Genomic DNA, 16,617 nt, shown 5'->3' with positions numbered 1-16,617 from the left:
CCGCCACGGCAGGAAAGGGTAAAGTGTTTGAACAGAATTGCCGTTCTAGGGAAGACCGGCCGCGAAAAACGCAGCCGGTTCAGCTCGATATGCCGGCCAGGAGCTGGCCGTAGGCCCTCTTTGCGACATCGGACAGCCGCTCCGGCGGCAACGAGCCGACGACAGCGCAGGCGTAGCCCTTGTCGAGCCAGTAGACCGCCTCGGGCCCGCCCCCCTCAGCCGTGTAGGTGCCCTTCGACGTCGCGGACGATTCGGCGGTGACGAAGAGCGAAATGCGCTCGCCCTTGGCATCCTCATAGAGCAGCATCGCCGCCTTGCCTTGCTCACCGGCAGGCAGCAGCCGGCCGCCGATCAGCTCAAAGCCCTCGGCCGCGAGGTCGGGCGCAACCAGCTTCAACCCGACGCGGTTCGACAGCCAGGTCTGGAGGTGATCCTTGTCGCTTGCCGGGACCTCGACGGCATGGCGCTTTTCTGCGGCGTAGATGACATGAGCGGCGATCGCTTGCTCGGCGAGCTGGTCGTCGCTATCGCCACCACGGCTGACGCTATCGATGCCGGCGACGTAGCCGCCGAACCCACCGAGCGCCAGCACCACGGCAGCGGCAGCCGACAGCCACCAGCGCGAGCGCCATGCAGGCGCTTTCGCGGGCACCTCGCCAAACACGACCTGCCGCAGCCTCGCCGGCACCGGCTCGTCGATCACGCTCGCGAAGGCGGCGCGCATGGCGGCGCGATCGGCAATGTAGCGCGCGGACCTCGCCTTCATCTCGGGATTGGCCTCGAGCCAGGCGTCATAAGCCATGCGCTCCTCGCCCGGCAGTTCGCCGTCGAGGGCCATGTGGATATCGCGTTCGGAGAAATCGCGGCGGGTCATTTCTCGACGATCCTTATCGAGCGGCGGCGCGATGTGTCCTCGAGCAGGCCGCGCAGTTCCTCGCGGCCGCGCGCGATGCGCGACATCAGCGTGCCGGCCGGCACACCAAGGATGTTGGCGGCCTCGGCATAGGAAAAGCCCTCGATGGCGACCATCACCAATGCCGCGCGGCGATCGGGGCTGATCGCCTGCAAGGCATCCATGATCTCGCGCGAGGCGATGGTTTCGACCTGATCGGCGGGCGCGGCTTGGGCTTCACCGGCTTCGAGAGGCAGCATCGCCGCCTCGCCGCGCCGGTTGACCTTGCGCATCTGGTCGATGAACAAGTGATGCATGATCGTAAACAGCCACCTCCGGGGGCTCTCTCCAGTCTGCCAGTTGTCGAGCCGCTGAAGTGCCCGCTCCAGGCAATCCTGGACGAGGTCGTCGGCGGAATCGCGGTCGCGCAGCAGCGAGCGCGCATAGCGCCGCAACCGCGGTATTTCGCTCAGGATCGCTGCCTTCTTGTCGTCCATGACCGCTTGTTTCGAGGTCGCTTTCCATTCCGATAGAACGCGCCTTCCCGGCGCGGTGCAAGCAGTCAGCGCCAAGCGGCTCAACCGCTGCGATTACCCAAGCAAGTCAATAACGCGGACGGAGGGCAGTTTATTCCCGGCCCAAAAGCCGCATAGGCCAATTGCTTAATTACGTATAATAGGTATAATAGGTATATCAGGTATGAGGCAACTGATGAAACAATTCACCTTCTCAGACATGAACCGCGCATCAGGTGAAATCCTTGAAACGGCGATGATCGAGCCTGTCGCGCTCACGAAACGCGGCAAGGAAAAACTGATCATCCTCTCAGCCAGACAATACCGGCAACTCGTTGGTTCGTCTCATGCCGCCGCTTACACGCTGGAGGACGCGCCTGACGATATCCACGACGAACTGATGTCGGGATTGGAAGCCATCATAACTGGCGATGAGCCGGATGTTTAAGCCCGGCGATCTGCTTCGGTATTACTATCTGTGGGCGCGGCAAGCTGAAGCCGGTGAAGAATCTGGCCGCAAAGCGCGTCCCGTCTGTGTCGTGGTCAGAACGCCGACTACGCCAGCCGCGCTGTTCCTGTTCCCGCTCACCTCGCAGCAACCCGATCCAACCCGCACGTATATTGCCATCAGTGAGATCGAGTGCCGTAGGGGCGGCCTCGATTTTCCATCATGGCTGATCCTCGACGAGTACAACCGGGCGCGGACCGACGAAGTTTACGACCTCGCGACGACGAAGCCGATCGGTTCTTTCAGTCCGGCGTTCATCCGCAAGATTGCTGGCCTCATCAAAGAGGCAGCCAACCAGCGCCGACTGCGCGGCATTGTCCGAAGATAGCAGCAGGACAGAAACCGGGGCCGTCATGCCTGTTTGGCTGCCCTTGTCAGCAGCCGCTGGTAAAATAGCCCGATGCCGATCAGCACTGCGCCCAGGCCGATGAAGGACAGAGCGCGCAGCACGCCTTCCAACTCCGACATGTCGAACAGGAAGACCTTCACCACCGCGACCGCGATCAGCGCCGCCGAGGCGATGCGCAGCACCTGCGATTTCAGCCAGACGCCGGCGGTCAGCAGCGCCACCCCGATGACCAGCCAGAGCGCCGAATAGGTGTAGGTCTCGAGCTGGCCCAGCCCGCTCCACAAGGCGATGAACTCGCCCTTGAACAGGCGGCGCACCGACAGCGTCGCATAGGCGAAGGCAAGCAGCGAGGCGACCAGCGCCAGCATCGCCGCATACCACCTCGGACGCTTGTCACGGACATAGAGCGCCAGCGCGCCGGCGGCGATCGCCGGCAGCAGATAGGCGAGGAACAGGAGGTTGAAGACCGGTATCGCGCCGGTCGACTCGTCCGTCAGCAGCGGGTTCAGCACCACGAAATGCTGAACGGCGATCAGGGCTGCCGAAACCACGCCGGCAGCCAGCGAGCCATAGCGCAGCACCGAGCTCGGCGAGCGCATGTCGATGGCGACAAGGATGGCGCCGGCGCCGAGCGCGATCAGCGTGTAGATCGCCTGTTCGGCAAGCGTCACCGTGCCGGTGTCGATGACGCCGCCATGCATGGCATGGCGCACCAGCATGGCGATGGTGAGCAGCGCGAACAGCGCCGAGGCTGCCTCCATCGCAAGGCGCGGCCGGCCATTGCCAGCTATTGGTAGTGCGGGGGTGGTGCGGGCGAGCTGCCAGGCGGCGAAGCCGAAGGCGAGGGCCGGCACGCCGTAACCCGGCAGCAGCCAGTTGAAGACCGGCGTCCTGGACAGAAACGCTGCGCCGACGATCGTTGGATCGAAGGCGACACGGCCGAGCACGGCGACCGCCGCGCCCACCGCGATCCAGCCCAGCACGGGGTAAGTCCGCCAGCGCGTGGCCAGCGCTGGCAGAATGGCGGCAGCTCCAACCAGCACGGTCGTCCAGCCCGAACCGAAGGCCATATGCAGCATCAGCAGGCCGGCGACGCCGGCGCCGCCGAGCGCGAACGACACGGCCGGGCCGCCGGTCAGCGGCGGCTCCTCGGCGCGCGCGATCCATTCGCCGCCGGCGGCAAAGGCCAGCACCAGCAACAGCGCCGGCAGCGCATAGCCGAAGTCGCGGTCGATATCGCCGAAGGTCAGCCACAGCGCCAGGAGCACCACCAGCGGAGCAATGACGCCCCAGGCCGCCCAGCAGGCCGCGCGCACCGGAGCAGTGGCGGCGAAGCGGCGTGCCGCCCAGAACCCGGCGGCGAGGAAGATCAGGCCAAGCGTGATGCCGATGCGGAAAGTCAGCGCGTCGGACGACGCCAAAGGCTGGGCGTCCAGACCGACATCGAGCGCATCCGCGCCGATCGTGGCGGGCGGGATGATGCCGAGATAGATCAGCACGGTCGCGATGCCGGCGGCAAAGACCAGCGGAAGCGCACGTGGCTGGTAGAGCGCCACTGCGACCAGCGCGGCCAGGAGGACCGCGCCGTGCAAGGCATCGCCGGCGCTGGCAAAAGCCGGATCGACGGAGAGGCCGATCGCGCTCAAGGCGATGAAGAAGCCGGGCACGATCGATGGCCAGTCGAAGCCGCGCGCCGACCCGTCGCGGCCCGCAAGCCAGACGCAGGCAAGCACGGCCAGCGTGGCCAGGCTGATGAACAGGACGGCGGCAAGGTTCACGTCCGGCGCGTCGACCATGTAAAGAATGGTCCAGATGCCGGTGCCGGCGAAAGCAGCGGCCATAAGCGCCTTCCAGTCCCGGATGCGGGCGGTTGCCGCGGTCGCCGCAAGCACGATCGCCAGGTAGACGAACAGCGCCCAGGGGTTGGGCGCCTGCGATGAAACCAGCGCCGGCGTGACCATGGCGCCGACGAGGCCGATGCCGGCCAGCGCCAGGCCATGCACGAGCGAAGCGCCGATAGTCGCGACGCCGATGACGCCAAGCAGCGCGAAGGCTGTCGCCGGACCGATGAAGCCATAGATGCCGTGCGCCGCGTAGACCGTGCCGAACAGGATGAAGGCGCCCGCCGCGGTCAGGATCGCGGGAATATAGGCGCCGGCCGCGCCCTGCACCGGCACCTTGAAGCCGGTGCGGCGGATGAATTCGGCACTGGCAATCAGCACCAGGCCGAGGATGCCGGCCATCGTCAGCCGCACGCCGGGACCGAAAATGCCGGCCTCGATGGTGTAGCGGATCAGGAACAGGCCACCCAGCGCCAGCGCGATGCCGCCAACCCAGACCGCCCAGCGCGTGCCGAGCGCCGTCTCGACATCGGTCTGGCGCGCCGCCTTGGCGGACGCAGGCGCCCCTGCCGCAGGCGTCTTGGCCACGGAGGCAGGTTGCGCCGGTTCGGATGGCCCGGCGGATTGCGCCGGGCTCGCCTTGCCCTTGGTCCAGGGCCCAGCCATCGCCTCGCCTTCGGCGGCCGCGGGCTTCGCGACAATCTCTTCGGCCGCGGTCGCGTCGTCAGCCAACGGCACTGCGGAGGCCGCGGCCGGCCTGGCCTCCTCGGAAACACCTTCTTGCGCGGCGGTGGCCGTCTTGGACGGTGGCTGCACCAGGCCGCGCAGGACGCCGAGCTCGCGCTCGACCAGCGCAATGCGGTTTTGCTGTCGTGAAACGATGACGAAAAGAGCGATGACGGCGGCAATGGCGATCAGGCTGAAAAACATGGTGGTTTCCCTCAAAACCAGACCAGTCGTGGCCAATAAATGCGGCAATGAGACGGCTGGCGCAAATCAGCGTCTTGCCGGCTAAAGCGTGTTGCGCTGAAACGGATTCAGGCGACACGCTTTAATCTTTGTTTTTATGCATGTCGTTGTCCCAGAACCGCTGCACACTTCTGGGCGACATGCTCATTGTTTTTATGCATGTCGTTGTCCCAGAACCGCTGCACACTTCTGGGCGACATGCTCATTGTTTTGGTGCATGTCGTTCTCCCAAAACCGCTGCGCACTTTTGGGCGACATGCACATACAAGATCGAGCATGTTTCGTGGCCGATTGCCAGCAACTTGCCGGTTTATCCAATGCCAGGCCGGCCGCACCGCCACTTTTGGCGGCGAGATTGCGTGACCTCCGCTGCGAAATACTCGTGCTATTCTCGCGCGGCGAAGACAATGTCGCGAGGTGACCGATGCCGCAGAAGAGCGCGGGCCTGCTGATCCATAGGCGCACCGCCGGTGTGCTCGAATTCCTGCTCGTCCACCCGGGCGGACCGTTCTGGGCCAGAAAGGATGAAGGCGCGTGGTCTATCCCGAAGGGACTGATCGGCGACACCGAGGACGGGCTCGAGGCAGCCAAACGGGAAGCCGAAGAGGAGCTCGGCGTCGCCGTCGAAGGCGATTTCCAGCCGCTCGGCAGCTACAAGCAGCCGGGTGGCAAGATCGTGGTCGCGTGGAGCGTCGAGGCCGATATCGATGCAAATGCCATCAAGAGCAACATGTTCACCATGGAGTGGCCGCCGAAATCGGGAAGCATGAAGGCGTTTCCCGAAGTGGACAGAGCCGGCTGGTTTTCACTGGCCGATGCCGGCCGCAAGATCCTGAAGGGCCAGCGCGCCATGCTCGACGATTTCCTGGAGCGAAGAGCAGCGGATTAGGCTTCTATCCTGCCTCACCCGCAATCGCCTTCGTCGCCGCATGATGCCGGCGCAGCGCGGCGAGGAAGCCGGCGCGGGCGTCGGGCGGCTCGAGGCCGCGCGGCTCGTAGACATGGCGGGTGAAGAAGAAGCCGGTGAGCCGGAAGGCGTCTTCAAGTGCCGCCGCATCGGCGCGCAGGCCGGAGCCGCGCTGAAGGAAGGCGGGCAGCGCCAGCATCTTGTCGCGCCAGGGCTCGCCGGCGGCGCGCGAGACGGCGCGGCCGGATTTCGGCGAGACGTAGGCGAGATCCTGCCTGGTGCCGGTCGCCGCGCATTGGCTGAGGTCGAGGCCGAAGCCAAGCTCATCCAGAATGAGCAGCTCGAAGCGCGCCACCAGCTCGCCCGCCGCATCGGCATCGCTCAGATGCGAGATCATCACGGCCAGCGCCTCGTAGAGGCCGCCATGCGCATCGCGCTCGGGCAGAAGCCTGAGATGCGCGGCCATTGTCTGCAGTCCGTAGACCGCGACCGCGCTGTCCATCAGCCGTGCGGCGTTCATCTCGATCGCCTCGGCCTGGAAGATGCCGAGATGCTCGTCGAGGCGGGCTCGCCACAGAAGGTCGACGCGGTTGCCGGGCTGCAGCAGCGGCTGCTGCTTGCGCGAGCGCCCTCCCCGCACCAGGCCGAGATGGCGGCCATGCGCGCGCGTCATCACCTCGAGGATGGCGCTGGTTTCGCCATGCTTGCGGGTGCCGAGAATGATTCCCTCGTCTCGCCATTCCATGCGGCGAGCTTTTCACCCGTTGCGCGGCGAAATCAAGATTCGGCTGAATCAAGCATGAAGAATGCTGCCAATTGCAAATATCGGAAATCTTTCAGAAAGCCGTCGGGATTTTCGGGCGCGCTGCCTCCAATAAGAACGCGTTGGCCGATGCGGTCGACGCACCGCCTGCGGGAACGGTTCGGCCGGATCGTGCTCAGATGCATGTCGACCGATCGGGCAGCCGTCGACCTCTCATGATCACTGCCCGTTGAGAGGATTTGAGATGACTTCCTTCCTGAGCCTGGTGCGAAGGCATCAGCTTATTGCATTTTTTTCGCTGGCGCTCGGCCTGACATGGCTGGCATTCGTCCCCTTCTATTTGTCGCATGGCGATAGCATTCCCTGGTTCACCTTCGGGCCGATGGTCTCCGGCTTCATCGTCTCGGGACTTGCCGGAGGCTGGAGGGCGATCAAGCCCGTGCTCGCCTCGATGGTTAAGTGGCGTGTCCGCCCGGTTTGGTATCTGGTGGCGTTCGGCCTGCCGTTCGGCGCGCAGCTTGCCTCGATCCTGATCAATCCGCTGTTCGGCGCGGCGGTACCGGCCTGGGGCAACATCCCCGCCCTATCCGAGATGCTGCCGATCATCGCGCTCTATGCTGTCTTCAGCGGCCCATTAGGCGAGGAACCCGGCTGGCGTGGCTTTGCGACGCCGCGCCTTCTTTCCAGCCATTCGGCGCTCGCCGGTAGCCTGATCCTCGGCGTTATCTGGGCGATCTGGCACTTGCCGCTCGGCCTGGTCGGCGATCTCAGCCTCTACGGCACGATCAACGTCGTGCTGGCTGCAATCGTCTTCACCTGGCTTTACCAGAACACCGGCAGCGTGCTGCTTGCGATCATGATGCATGTCACGCACCAGAACAGCGTGCGCTTCCTTGGCAAGGTGTTCACCGGCGGCGACTACGCGCAGCAGCAATGGATCGGCGTTGCGATCTGGGCGATCATCGCGTTGGCGATCGTGGCCTGCTACGGCACCGAGAGCTTCGCCCACAGGTCAAAGGCCAGGGTCGCCATTGCCGGAATCGCCTGAGCCGCAGACATAGACGCGCTTCCTGGGCGGCGCGTTGTCGCGGTGGTGCCAACATCTGGTCTTGACCCGGCTCCCGAGGCGTAGCCAATATCGCATGGCCTCCAGGGAGCGGGTCTCTTGATGGCGGTTTCGACCACCGATCAGGTTTTTCATTTCGGCGATTTCACGCTCGACTTGGGCAAGGGCACACTTGGCCAAGCGGACCGGACAGCTTACCTGCGCCCGAAAGCCTACGCGTTGCTGACGCACCTCGCTCGCAACATCGGCCGCGTCGTGCCGAAATCGGAGCTGATGGACACGGTCTGGCCGGGCGTCTTCGTCACCGAGGATTCGCTGACACAGTCGATCAGAGAAATCCGCAAGGTGCTGGGCGAAGGAATGGTGCGAACGGTGTCAAAGCGCGGCTATATGCTGGCGGCCGAAACGGAGGTGGTCCCGGAGCCCGGCGCGCAACCAATCGTGGCCGTGCTCAGGTTTCGCAATGACGGCGTGGATCCGGCCGACCAAACGATTGTCGACGGCTTTGCCGAGGACGTCATCAACGGCCTGGCCCGCTTCGGCACCGTGACGGTGCTGGCGCGCAACTCAAGCTTTTCCTTCGCCTCCAACATGCCCACCGAATGGCCGACCGTTCGCTCGCGCATTGGCGCCGATTATCTCGTCGACGGCTATGTTCGCCGGCAGCCAGGCGGCTTTGTCGTTGCAGTCAATCTCGTCGACGCGGCCAACGCAATCCAGCTTTGGGGCGAGCGCTACCGCGTCGAGGATGCAGGGCTCTTTGCCATCCAACAGGATATTGTCGAGGAAATCGTCGGACGGCTGGTGGTGCGGGTGCACAATGCCGGCCTGCAGCGCGCGGCACGAAAGCCGCTGGCAAACCTGGCTGCCTATGAACTGGCGCTGCGCGGGGTAACCTTGCTGCGCGATCCGGCGCAGAGCGACCTGAAGGCGGCCGCGGCGCTTTTCGAAGCAGCGATCGCGCGGGACCCGGCCTATGGTCTTGCCTACACCTATCTGGCGCTGTCGCACGTGCTGAATGGCGAGTTTGGGAGCATCAGTACAGCCGTGCTTGCGAAAGCTCGCGAGCTTGCCGAGAAAGGCATCGCGTTGTCGCCAGACCAGGCGACCGCGCACCGCATCCAGTCCCTGGTGCGGCTCAACATGCGCGATCACCAAGCCGCCGAACATCATTTGCGGATCGCACTCGAGCTCAATCCGAGCGACGCCGAGTGCATCGGGCAGATGGGCTATCTCATGGTAATGCGCGGCCGGCCGCTTGATGCGCTTGCCTGGTTGGCGCGCGCTATCCGCATCGACCCGCTCAACCCGCACTGGTACCAGTATGATCGCGCGTTGGCTCTCTACATGATTGGCGAGTACCAGCCCGCTGTCGAGACGCTGGAACTGGCCACGCGACCGATGCCGTGGATCAGGACGCGGCTCGCGGCCTGTTGTGCCCAGCTCGGCAAAATGGAAGCGGCGAGGCAACAGGTTGCATTGATCAAGGCCGATGACGCCGATTTCTCTCCGCTCGATTATGCGATGTCAGGCGTGCCGTTCGAGAACCCCTCCGACATGGAGCACCTTGCACAAGGCGTGGCGCTGGCACTTGGAGAGGGTCAAGGATCCTGAGCTGGCTGGCGGTGCCCGAGCGATTCGGCGGCGGGGCGGCACCCCGTTTCACGTCATCAGCCGACCTTTGGGCGACAGGCCTGCTATAGCCTTCAGCACGCGAATTTCCCGTGCTCGGCGAGCACCTCGTCGATCACCTGGCGCTGCCTTTTCCCCTCGACCTGGTTGGCGTCGTGGCCGGCGACCGTGATCAGCGCCTTCCACAGCGCCCAGCCGCGGCCGCGTGCCCAGGTGGCGTCATCGACGGCGATGCGAGCGCGGAACGCTTCGCGGCTTTCACCTTCGAAGAAGGTCCAGGCGATCGCCAGGTCGCAGGATGGGTCGCCGACCCCGGAGGTGCCGAAATCGATGACGGCGCTCAAGCGGCCGTCCTCGACCAGAAGATTGCCCGAGGCGACGTCGCCATGAAACCAGACCGGAGAGCCAGACCAGGTGGCGGCAAGCGCTGCTTCCCAGACCGCCGTGGCGGCTTGCGTGTCGATCCGGCCGTCGAGCGCAGCGATGGCTTGCCTTGCCTCGCCGTCGTAAACGGTCAGCGGTCCGCCGCGGTGAAAATTGTGCTGGCCAGGGCCAGGCCCGTCCGTTGGATCGATGCTCCTCAATGCGACGAGGAAATCTGCCACGTCGAGCGCAAACGAGCCCAGATCGCCAATACGCCCATTCTTCGCAGTGTCACCTTCGATCCAGCGATAGACCGACCAATGCCAGGGATAGCCTTCGGCCGGTTCGCCCATCGCCAGCGGCGTCGGAATGGGCAGCGGCAGCAGCGGCGCGAGTTGCGGCAGCCAGCGCTGCTCTTTCTCGACCTGCAGCGAATAGGGCGCTGCACTTGGAAGGCGCACCGTCATCTCGTCGCCGAGATGGAAGGTGCGGTTGTCCCAGCCGCCAAAGGCGACCGGGCTCACCGGCAGATGCCGCCATTCAGGGAATTGCGCGTCGACCAGCCGTCGCACGAGATCGGTATCGATGTCTGGTCGCGCCTCATGCATGTCGCCGTCCCAAACCGCTTCACCCTTGGGCGACCCGCATGTTTGTCTTATGCATGTCGTTATCCCAAAACCGCTTCGCACTTTTGGGCGACATGCATCAATGCGGAAACTCCAGCCCCATCTCGCGGTAACGCTCGGGGTCGTCGCCCCAGTTCTCGCGCACCTTCACGAACAGGAAGAGGTGCACTTTCTGTTCGAGGATGCCGGCAATCTCCATCCGCGCCGCCTGGCCGATGGCGCGGATCGTCTCGCCCTTGTGGCCGAGCACGATCTTCTTCTGGCTGTCGCGCTCGACATAGATGACCTGCTCGATGCGCACCGAACCGTCCTTCTTCTCTTCCCATTTCTCGGTTTCGATATGGGAGGAATAGGGAAGCTCCTGATGCAGCCTCAGATAAAGCTTCTCGCGCGTGATCTCGGCCGCGAGCTGGCGCATCGGCAGGTCGGAAATCTGGTCTTCCGGATAGTACCAGGGGCCGGCGGGGAGCGCCTCTGCCAGATAGTCGAGCAGGTCCTTGCAGCCGGAGCCGGTCAGCGCCGAGACCATGAAGGTGCGCTTGAACGGCACTCTTTCGTTTGCTGCCGCGGACAGGGCCAGAAGCGTCTCCGGCTTGACCCGGTCGACCTTGTTGAGGACGAGCAGCATCGGCTGCCGAACATCCTTCAGCCGGTCGAGGATGGCGTCGGCATCGCCCCTGATGCCGCGCTCGGCGTCGATCAGCAACACCACGACATCGGCATCCTTGGCGCCGCCCCAGGCGGTCGTCACCATCGCGGTGTCCAGCCGCCGCTTCGGCTTGAAGATGCCGGGGGTGTCGACGAAGACGATCTGCGCGTTGTCATGCGTGGCGATGCCGCGCACGATGGCGCGGGTGGTCTGCACCTTGTGGGTGACGATCGACACCTTGGCGCCGACCAACTGGTTGACCAGCGTCGACTTGCCGGCATTGGGCGCGCCGATCAGCGCGACGAACCCGGAGCGGGTGTTGGGGGTCTCGGGAGATTGGTTTGCGATCATGCCGCGCTCCATACGCCCTCGCGCAGCAAAAGAGTAGCCGCCGCGGCCTGCTCGGCCTCGCGCTTGGAGCGGCCGCTGCCGATCGCGGGAGCAAAAGAGCCGACCTTGACGCTGACGGTGAATAGCGGATCGTGGTCCGGCCCTTCGCGGCTGTCGATGCGGTAGGCCGGCACGGCGCCGGCCGCTGCCTGGTGCGCCCATTCCTGCAATTCGGTCTTGGCATCGCGGCGCGCAGCACCGGTCGCCTGCGAGCGCGGCTGCCAGTAGCGATGTATGAACGCGCGCGCCGCCTCCAGCCCGCCGTCGAGATAGAGCACGGCAATCAGCGATTCCAGCGCATCGGCGCGCAGATTGGTGCGCTTGCGCCCTTCGAGATTGCGCACATCGGAACCGGCGCGGATCAGCTCGGGCAGGCCAATCTCCTCGGAGATTTCGGAGAGCGCCTCGGCATTGACCAGCGCGTTGTAACGCAGCGAAAGCTCGCCCTCGGCGGCATCGGGGAAGGAAGCAAGCAGCATGTCGGCAACGACGAGGCCGAGAACACGGTCGCCCAGGAATTCGAAACGCTCATAATCGACGCCGGCATGGGTCGAACGCGCGCTGGCGTGGGTCAGCGCCCGCTGTAGGCGCTGGCGGTCGGCAAAGGCGTGGCCGGTGCGCTCGACAAGCGCTTCGGCTAGGGCATCGGCGGTCAAACGCTTGCCGGCCGCCATTGCTCTAGTGGACGAAATGGAACAGGCGCCCGGCGCGCATGAGCGACGGCCACTTCCAGATCTCGAGCGGGCTCGCCTTGCCGGCGATCGAGAAGAAGATGAGATTGGCGCGGCCAACCAGGTTCTCGGCCGGAACGAAGCCGACGGTGAAACGACTGTCGGAAGAATTGTCGCGATTGTCGCCCATCATGAAATAGTGGCCGGCCGGCACGGTCCATTCGCGCGTGTTGTCGCCGATCGAATTCGGCGTCAGGTCGAGCGTGTCGTAGCTGACACCGTTCGGCAGCGTCTCGCGATAGACGTCGACCGGCTGCGGCACTTCGGTGATGTCGGGGTTTTCGATCTGGCCGGTCTTTACGCGCGGCACGCCGACGTCATTGATGAAAAGCTGACCATCCTTCATCTGGATCTTGTCGCCGGGCAGGCCGATGACGCGCTTGATGTAGTCGACCGACGGATCCGGCGGGAACTTGAACACCACCACGTCGCCGCGCTTGGGCTCCGAGCCCCAGATGCGGCCGGAGAAGAGATCGGGACCGAATGGCAGCGAATAGCGCGAATAGCCATAGGCCCATTTGGTGACGAACAGATAGTCGCCTTCGAGCAGGGTCGGCCGCATCGAGCCGGACGGAATGGAGAAAGGCTGGAAGAGTAGTGTGCGGATGACGAGCGCGAGCAGCAGAGCCTGGATGATGACGGAAAAGGTTTCACCAAGTCCGCCGGATTTCTTCTGCGATTTTTCAGCCACGCTCATGTCGTCCTCGATTGTGCGATGTTGGTATAGAGTCTCGGCGCGCGCTGGGCAACGTCATGCCGCTCGTGGTCAGATGGAATCAATGTGGCGCTTGTTCGGCGGGCACTGCCTCGATGATCACAAAGGCTTGAGCAAGCGGGAAATCATCGGTGATGGTGAGGTGGATCAGCGCACGGTGGCCTGTCGGCAGGATTTTCTCCAGCCTGGCCGCGGCGCCGCCGGTCAGCGCCATGGTCGGCGCACCGCTCGGCAGGTTGATCACGCCCATGTCGCGCCAGAATACGCCCTCGGCCATGCCCGTACCCAGCGCCTTGGCGCAGGCCTCCTTGGCGGCGAAGCGCTTGGCATAGGAGGCCGCGCGGGCGGCACGCCTTTCCGACTTGGCCTGTTCGACCTCGGTATAGATGCGCTGGACGAAGCGTTGGCCGTGCCGTTCCAGCGATTTTTCGATCCGTCTGATGTCGATCAGGTCGCTGCCGATGCCGATGATCATTCCGCGGGCACTTCCCGTCCGCCCGGCCGCGATTTCTTCTCGGCACGCTCGGCCATGCGCTTCTTGCGCTGCTCGCGAAACACGGTCATGCCCCAGCGCGTGATGCCATAGAACAAGAGCCCGAAGGCCAGGCCCAGCGGCACGGCGCCGATCAGCATCGGCTCCAGGACGGGGTGCCAGAGCTTCGCGAAGGAGAGCTTGTGCATCATTTCGCCGAGATGCTCGGGCGGCCCGTGCTTCGGCAGGCGTTCATGCAGGAGCAACTTGCCGGTTTCCCAGGACGCGCCCCACAGCAGCGGGAAGGTCAGCGGATTGCCGAAGAACACGGCGCCGAGCGCCGCCGCGACCAGATTGCCGGCGATGATCCAGCACAGCACGGCGGCGACAATGAAGTGGAAGCCAAGCGGGAAAAAGGAGGCAAAAACGCCCGCGGCGACGCCGGCGGCGACGGAATGCGGCGTCGCCTTCAACCGCAGGATGCGCTTGGAAAAATACTGAACAGAACGCGAAAAAGAGCGGCGCGGCCAAAGATAAGTACGCACCCGCTCCAGGAGGCCATCAGGCTCTCGGCGTCGAAAAAGCACTCTGTTCCAGTTCCCGGTCCAACACGCGCTGCCCCTGCCCACCGGGACGCGCAAACTTATCTTGCGCTTCGAGGGCGCAGAAAGGCAACAAGACTTTGATATAGCGACGACGAGGCCGCGCAACAACGGAAACGCCGCCGCGATGGTCTGCCGCAGGCTGTAACAATAGCCTCATTCTGGCGAAACTGAGGAAAACAGCCAGGATAAGGGGCCAATGATCACAATTCGACCGGCGCGGACCGAGGATGCCGGGGCATTGCCTCAGATCGAGCAGTCCGCCGGACTGGCGTTCCGCGCCATCCCGGAGCTGGCATGGCTGGCCGACGGAGACAATGTCAGCGCGGAACGACACCGCGCGCTGATAGCCGGGGGCGCATGCTGGGTTGCCGCCGATGGCCAAGAGCAGCTGGTCGGCTTCCTGAGCGCCGGGATTGAGGGCGTTACGCTGCATATCTGGGAGTTGGACGTGCGCCTCGACCGGCAGGGCCAAGGCATCGGGCGCGCCCTGGTCGAACGAGCCATCGAAGACGCCGGGCAGCGCGGCCTGGCCGCTTTGACGCTAACGACATTTCGCGCCGTCGCCTGGAACGCGCCCTTCTATCGCAAGTTCGGATTTCGCGTCCTCGAAGACGCCGAGATCGACGAACGGCTCGCAAGCCTGCTCAGCGACGAGGCCGAGCACGGCATGCCTTTGGACCAGCGCTGCGCGATGCGGCTCGATCTCAGTCGAGCGGATACTCGCTGACCTCGACCAGATTATCGTCCGGATCGCGAAAATAGACCGACATCATGGTGCCGCGCGCGCCGGTGCGTTCGACCGGTCCGACTTCGATAGCCACGCCATTGGCTTTGAGGCTGGCCTGGACTTCGGCAAGCGGCACGGCGGCAACGAGGCAGAAATCGCCGGAACCCGGCGTCGGCGCCTTTGCCTTTGGCTCGAAAGTGCGGCCGACCTCATGCAGGTTGATCTTCTGCGAGCCGAACAAAAGCGCGGTCGGCCGGTTCGGCTCATCCACGCGCCACATGCCAAGCACCCGCCGGTAGAAGCCGCAGGTCGCTTCAACCGAACGGACCGTCAGCACGAAGTGGTCGATGCCGGCGATCATCGCGACCTCGCCGCGTGTCTGGGGGAAAGAGATCCAAGCGATGCGCTCAAGTGCTTGTTTTCATGCATTGCGATCTCAGATGTTGCGGCTTCCCGGCTTAACGGCGGGAATGGCGGCGAGTTCCGGCGGCAGGCGGTCGGCGGGATAGGCCGGCACTTCATATTCGGCAAGCGCGATCAACGGCACGCCGACATCGGTCTTGCCGGCCGAGCGGTCGATGATGCAGGCAGCCGCGACCACTTCCGCGCCGATCTCGCGCAGGCAGTCGATGGTCTCGCGGATCGACAGGCCCGTGGTGACGATGTCCTCGACGATGACGACGCGCGAGCCCTCGGCAATCTCGAAGCGGCGCAGCCTGAATTCGCCCCCTTCCCGCTCGACCCAGATCGCCGGCGCGCCAAGATGGCGCGAGGTCTCGTAGGCCGGGATCAGGCCGCCGATGGCCGGGCCGACGACATAGTCGATCCTGCCGGGCACGCTTTCCCGGATTTTCTCGGCCAGGGCCTTGCACAGGCGCTCGGTCTTGTCGGCATGCATGAAGACCCGCGCCTTCTGCAGGAAGACCGGGCTGCGCAGGCCGGACGTCAGGATGAAATGACCTTCGAGAACGGCGCCGGCCTCGCGGAAAATGCCCAGCACTTCGTCGGTGTTCATTCTTCGCTCCATGTCCATGGTGAATGGTAGTGAGTGGTGAGTGGTAAGAGTACCTTCTTTCACTATTCACTATTCACCCATTCACGCGCCGCGCATCGCTGACGCTCGAATTGTCCTTGAGCTGCGACAGTAGCCGGTTGAGATGCTTCAGGTCCCAGACCTCGAGGTCTATCAGCATCTCGGTGAAATCGGGCGCCGTGCGTACCATCGACAGCGTGTGGATGTTGGCATCGTTGGATGCGACGACCTGGGCGATGTCGGCCAACGAACCCGGCGCATTGATGGCGGTGACCGAGATACGCGCCGGGAAACGTTCCTTGGTGCGCTCGTCGATATCCCATCGCACGTCGATCCAGCGCTCCGGCTGGTCGTCGAAGGCTTGCAGCGCCGGCGACTGGATCGGATAGATGGTGATGCCGGTTCCCGGCTGGATGATGCCGACGATACGGTCTCCGGGCACCGCGCCTTCCGGCGCGAAACGCACCGGCAGGTCGCCGCGCACGCCGCGGATCGGCACCGCGCCGTCGCGCGGCTGGTCCTTGTCCTTGCGTGCGGCGCGGCTGCCGGGCATCTGGAACAGCATGCCGGCGGCGTTGCGGATCTTCGACCAGCCCTCCTCGCGCTGCTTGGGGGCGCTTACGGTGACGCGCTCGTCCTTATAGTCGGGGAAGACCGCCTTCATGACGTGGGGGGGGGGGGGGGGGGGGGGGCCCCCCCCCGCCCCGCCGCCGGGGGGGGGGGGGGGGGGCCCCCGCGGCGGGGCCCGCGGGGGGGGGGGGGGGGGGGGGGGGGGGGGGGGGGGGGCGGGCGCGGGGGGGGGGGGGGGGGGGGGGGGGGGGGGGGGGGGGGGGGGGGGGGGGGGGGGGGGGGGGGGGGGGGGGG

At 64.9% G+C, this 16,617-nt stretch carries 18 protein-coding genes and 1 pseudogene; 6 read left to right on the top strand and 13 right to left on the bottom strand.

The window, feature by feature from the left end:
• Window positions 1-79: 79 nt before the first annotated feature.
• Window positions 80-874: an anti-sigma factor family protein gene (locus AC0L2L_RS26280; RefSeq protein ID WP_473582486.1), complete on the bottom strand. Its 795-nt coding sequence runs from the start codon at window positions 872-874 to the stop codon at window positions 80-82.
• Window positions 871-1,389: a sigma-70 family RNA polymerase sigma factor gene (locus AC0L2L_RS26275; RefSeq protein WP_473582484.1), complete on the bottom strand. Its 519-nt coding sequence runs from the start codon at window positions 1,387-1,389 to the stop codon at window positions 871-873. Before AC0L2L_RS26275 ends, AC0L2L_RS26280 begins: the two co-directional genes overlap by 4 nt.
• Window positions 1,390-1,603: 214 nt before the next feature.
• Between AC0L2L_RS26275 and AC0L2L_RS26270 the strand changes: the two genes are divergently transcribed.
• Both AC0L2L_RS26270 and AC0L2L_RS26265 read left to right on the top strand, forming a co-directional pair.
• On the top strand, window positions 1,604-1,855 hold the full coding sequence (locus AC0L2L_RS26270; protein WP_473582482.1) for a type II toxin-antitoxin system Phd/YefM family antitoxin: 252 nt from the start codon (window positions 1,604-1,606) through the stop codon (window positions 1,853-1,855).
• A complete protein-coding gene (locus AC0L2L_RS26265; RefSeq protein WP_473582480.1) occupies window positions 1,848-2,243 on the top strand; it encodes a hypothetical protein in 396 nt (131 codons plus the stop codon). The genes AC0L2L_RS26270 and AC0L2L_RS26265 overlap by 8 nt, the downstream gene beginning before the upstream one ends.
• A 23-nt stretch (window positions 2,244-2,266) precedes the next feature.
• Here the strand turns inward: AC0L2L_RS26265 and AC0L2L_RS26260 are convergent, their stop codons facing one another.
• Complete coding sequence (locus tag AC0L2L_RS26260; protein ID WP_473582479.1) at window positions 2,267-5,035, bottom strand: DUF2339 domain-containing protein; 2,769 nt, start codon at window positions 5,033-5,035, stop codon at window positions 2,267-2,269.
• Window positions 5,036-5,498: 463 nt separating this feature from the next.
• On the opposite strand from AC0L2L_RS26260, the gene AC0L2L_RS26255 reads away from it, so the two are divergent.
• On the top strand, window positions 5,499-5,963 hold the full coding sequence (locus tag AC0L2L_RS26255) for an NUDIX hydrolase (protein WP_473582477.1): 465 nt from the start codon (window positions 5,499-5,501) through the stop codon (window positions 5,961-5,963).
• Between the two features lie 4 nt (window positions 5,964-5,967).
• On the opposite strand, the gene recO is transcribed toward AC0L2L_RS26255, so the two are convergent.
• Complete coding sequence (gene recO, locus AC0L2L_RS26250; RefSeq protein ID WP_473582475.1) at window positions 5,968-6,726, bottom strand: DNA repair protein RecO; 759 nt, start codon at window positions 6,724-6,726, stop codon at window positions 5,968-5,970.
• Window positions 6,727-6,988: 262 nt separating this feature from the next.
• On the opposite strand from recO, the gene AC0L2L_RS26245 reads away from it, so the two are divergent.
• Both AC0L2L_RS26245 and AC0L2L_RS26240 read left to right on the top strand, forming a co-directional pair.
• The gene (locus tag AC0L2L_RS26245) at window positions 6,989-7,792 is read left to right on the top strand and encodes a CPBP family intramembrane glutamic endopeptidase (RefSeq protein ID WP_473582473.1); all 804 of its coding nucleotides are present in this window, start codon (window positions 6,989-6,991) and stop codon (window positions 7,790-7,792) included.
• 120 nt (window positions 7,793-7,912) lie between these two features.
• Window positions 7,913-9,424 carry a winged helix-turn-helix domain-containing tetratricopeptide repeat protein gene (locus tag AC0L2L_RS26240; protein ID WP_473582471.1) on the top strand — a complete coding sequence of 504 codons (1,512 nt, stop codon included), beginning with the start codon at window positions 7,913-7,915 and terminating at the stop codon, window positions 9,422-9,424.
• A gap of 92 nt (window positions 9,425-9,516) precedes the next feature.
• Here the strand turns inward: AC0L2L_RS26240 and AC0L2L_RS26235 are convergent, their stop codons facing one another.
• The 6 genes from AC0L2L_RS26235 to AC0L2L_RS26210 all read right to left on the bottom strand — a co-directional run bounded on the left by AC0L2L_RS26235 (window position 9,517) and on the right by AC0L2L_RS26210 (window position 13,975).
• Window positions 9,517-10,413 (bottom strand): aminoglycoside phosphotransferase family protein, encoded by an 897-nt coding sequence (locus AC0L2L_RS26235; protein ID WP_473582469.1) that lies wholly within the window; start codon window positions 10,411-10,413, stop codon window positions 9,517-9,519.
• Window positions 10,414-10,510: 97 nt separating this feature from the next.
• Window positions 10,511-11,443: a GTPase Era gene (era, locus tag AC0L2L_RS26230; RefSeq protein ID WP_473582467.1), complete on the bottom strand. Its 933-nt coding sequence runs from the start codon at window positions 11,441-11,443 to the stop codon at window positions 10,511-10,513.
• A complete protein-coding gene (gene rnc / locus AC0L2L_RS26225) occupies window positions 11,428-12,162 on the bottom strand; it encodes a ribonuclease III (RefSeq protein ID WP_473582715.1) in 735 nt (244 codons plus the stop codon). The genes era and rnc overlap by 16 nt, the downstream gene beginning before the upstream one ends.
• Window positions 12,149-12,898: a signal peptidase I gene (gene lepB / locus AC0L2L_RS26220; RefSeq protein WP_473582465.1), complete on the bottom strand. Its 750-nt coding sequence runs from the start codon at window positions 12,896-12,898 to the stop codon at window positions 12,149-12,151. The genes rnc and lepB overlap by 14 nt, the downstream gene beginning before the upstream one ends.
• A gap of 79 nt (window positions 12,899-12,977) precedes the next feature.
• Window positions 12,978-13,391 carry a holo-ACP synthase gene (gene acpS, locus AC0L2L_RS26215; protein ID WP_027164899.1) on the bottom strand — a complete coding sequence of 138 codons (414 nt, stop codon included), beginning with the start codon at window positions 13,389-13,391 and terminating at the stop codon, window positions 12,978-12,980.
• Window positions 13,388-13,975 (bottom strand): DUF2062 domain-containing protein, encoded by a 588-nt coding sequence (locus tag AC0L2L_RS26210; RefSeq protein WP_473582462.1) that lies wholly within the window; start codon window positions 13,973-13,975, stop codon window positions 13,388-13,390. Before AC0L2L_RS26210 ends, acpS begins: the two co-directional genes overlap by 4 nt.
• Window positions 13,976-14,231: 256 nt before the next feature.
• Between AC0L2L_RS26210 and AC0L2L_RS26205 the strand changes: the two genes are divergently transcribed.
• Entirely contained in the window at window positions 14,232-14,720 is a 489-nt protein-coding gene (locus tag AC0L2L_RS26205) for a GNAT family N-acetyltransferase (RefSeq protein ID WP_473582459.1), read from the top strand.
• Here the strand turns inward: AC0L2L_RS26205 and AC0L2L_RS26200 are convergent.
• The 3 genes and pseudogenes from AC0L2L_RS26200 to AC0L2L_RS26190 all read right to left on the bottom strand — a co-directional run.
• On the bottom strand, window positions 14,698-15,081 hold the full coding sequence (locus AC0L2L_RS26200) for a VOC family protein (protein ID WP_473582457.1): 384 nt from the start codon (window positions 15,079-15,081) through the stop codon (window positions 14,698-14,700). The two genes, AC0L2L_RS26205 and AC0L2L_RS26200, sit on opposite strands and share 23 nt — an antisense overlap.
• A 75-nt stretch (window positions 15,082-15,156) precedes the next feature.
• On the bottom strand, window positions 15,157-15,735 hold the full coding sequence (pyrE, locus tag AC0L2L_RS26195; protein WP_473582454.1) for an orotate phosphoribosyltransferase: 579 nt from the start codon (window positions 15,733-15,735) through the stop codon (window positions 15,157-15,159).
• A gap of 73 nt (window positions 15,736-15,808) precedes the next feature.
• A pseudogene (locus AC0L2L_RS26190) lies at window positions 15,809-16,420 on the bottom strand (RelA/SpoT AH/RIS domain-containing protein); the annotation flags it as partial.
• Window positions 16,421-16,617 lie beyond the last annotated feature (197 nt).

The organism is Mesorhizobium sp. WSM4832 (assembly GCF_055811115.1).
Note: the sequence above shows the minus strand (reverse complement) of the source record. Positions and strands in the feature narration are given on the sequence as shown.

What these genes read in the sequence shown, in the direction of transcription:
- AC0L2L_RS26200 (WP_473582457.1), bottom strand. Translation starts at nt 15,081, where the DNA reads ATGATCGCCGGCATCGACCACTTCGTGCTGACGGTCCGTTCGGTTGAA.
- AC0L2L_RS26235 (WP_473582469.1), bottom strand. Translation starts at nt 10,413, where the DNA reads ATGCATGAGGCGCGACCAGACATCGATACCGATCTCGTGCGACGGCTG.
- AC0L2L_RS26255 (WP_473582477.1), top strand. Translation starts at nt 5,499, where the DNA reads ATGCCGCAGAAGAGCGCGGGCCTGCTGATCCATAGGCGCACCGCCGGT.
- AC0L2L_RS26260 (WP_473582479.1), bottom strand. Translation starts at nt 5,035, where the DNA reads ATGTTTTTCAGCCTGATCGCCATTGCCGCCGTCATCGCTCTTTTCGTC.
- AC0L2L_RS26245 (WP_473582473.1), top strand. Translation starts at nt 6,989, where the DNA reads ATGACTTCCTTCCTGAGCCTGGTGCGAAGGCATCAGCTTATTGCATTT.
- AC0L2L_RS26275 (WP_473582484.1), bottom strand. Translation starts at nt 1,389, where the DNA reads ATGGACGACAAGAAGGCAGCGATCCTGAGCGAAATACCGCGGTTGCGG.
- AC0L2L_RS26280 (WP_473582486.1), bottom strand. Translation starts at nt 874, where the DNA reads ATGACCCGCCGCGATTTCTCCGAACGCGATATCCACATGGCCCTCGAC.
- era (WP_473582467.1), bottom strand. Translation starts at nt 11,443, where the DNA reads ATGGAGCGCGGCATGATCGCAAACCAATCTCCCGAGACCCCCAACACC.
- recO (WP_473582475.1), bottom strand. Translation starts at nt 6,726, where the DNA reads ATGGAATGGCGAGACGAGGGAATCATTCTCGGCACCCGCAAGCATGGC.
- AC0L2L_RS26265 (WP_473582480.1), top strand. Translation starts at nt 1,848, where the DNA reads ATGTTTAAGCCCGGCGATCTGCTTCGGTATTACTATCTGTGGGCGCGG.
- acpS (WP_027164899.1), bottom strand. Translation starts at nt 13,391, where the DNA reads ATGATCATCGGCATCGGCAGCGACCTGATCGACATCAGACGGATCGAA.
- AC0L2L_RS26240 (WP_473582471.1), top strand. Translation starts at nt 7,913, where the DNA reads ATGGCGGTTTCGACCACCGATCAGGTTTTTCATTTCGGCGATTTCACG.
- pyrE (WP_473582454.1), bottom strand. Translation starts at nt 15,735, where the DNA reads ATGAACACCGACGAAGTGCTGGGCATTTTCCGCGAGGCCGGCGCCGTT.
- AC0L2L_RS26270 (WP_473582482.1), top strand. Translation starts at nt 1,604, where the DNA reads ATGAAACAATTCACCTTCTCAGACATGAACCGCGCATCAGGTGAAATC.
- lepB (WP_473582465.1), bottom strand. Translation starts at nt 12,898, where the DNA reads ATGAGCGTGGCTGAAAAATCGCAGAAGAAATCCGGCGGACTTGGTGAA.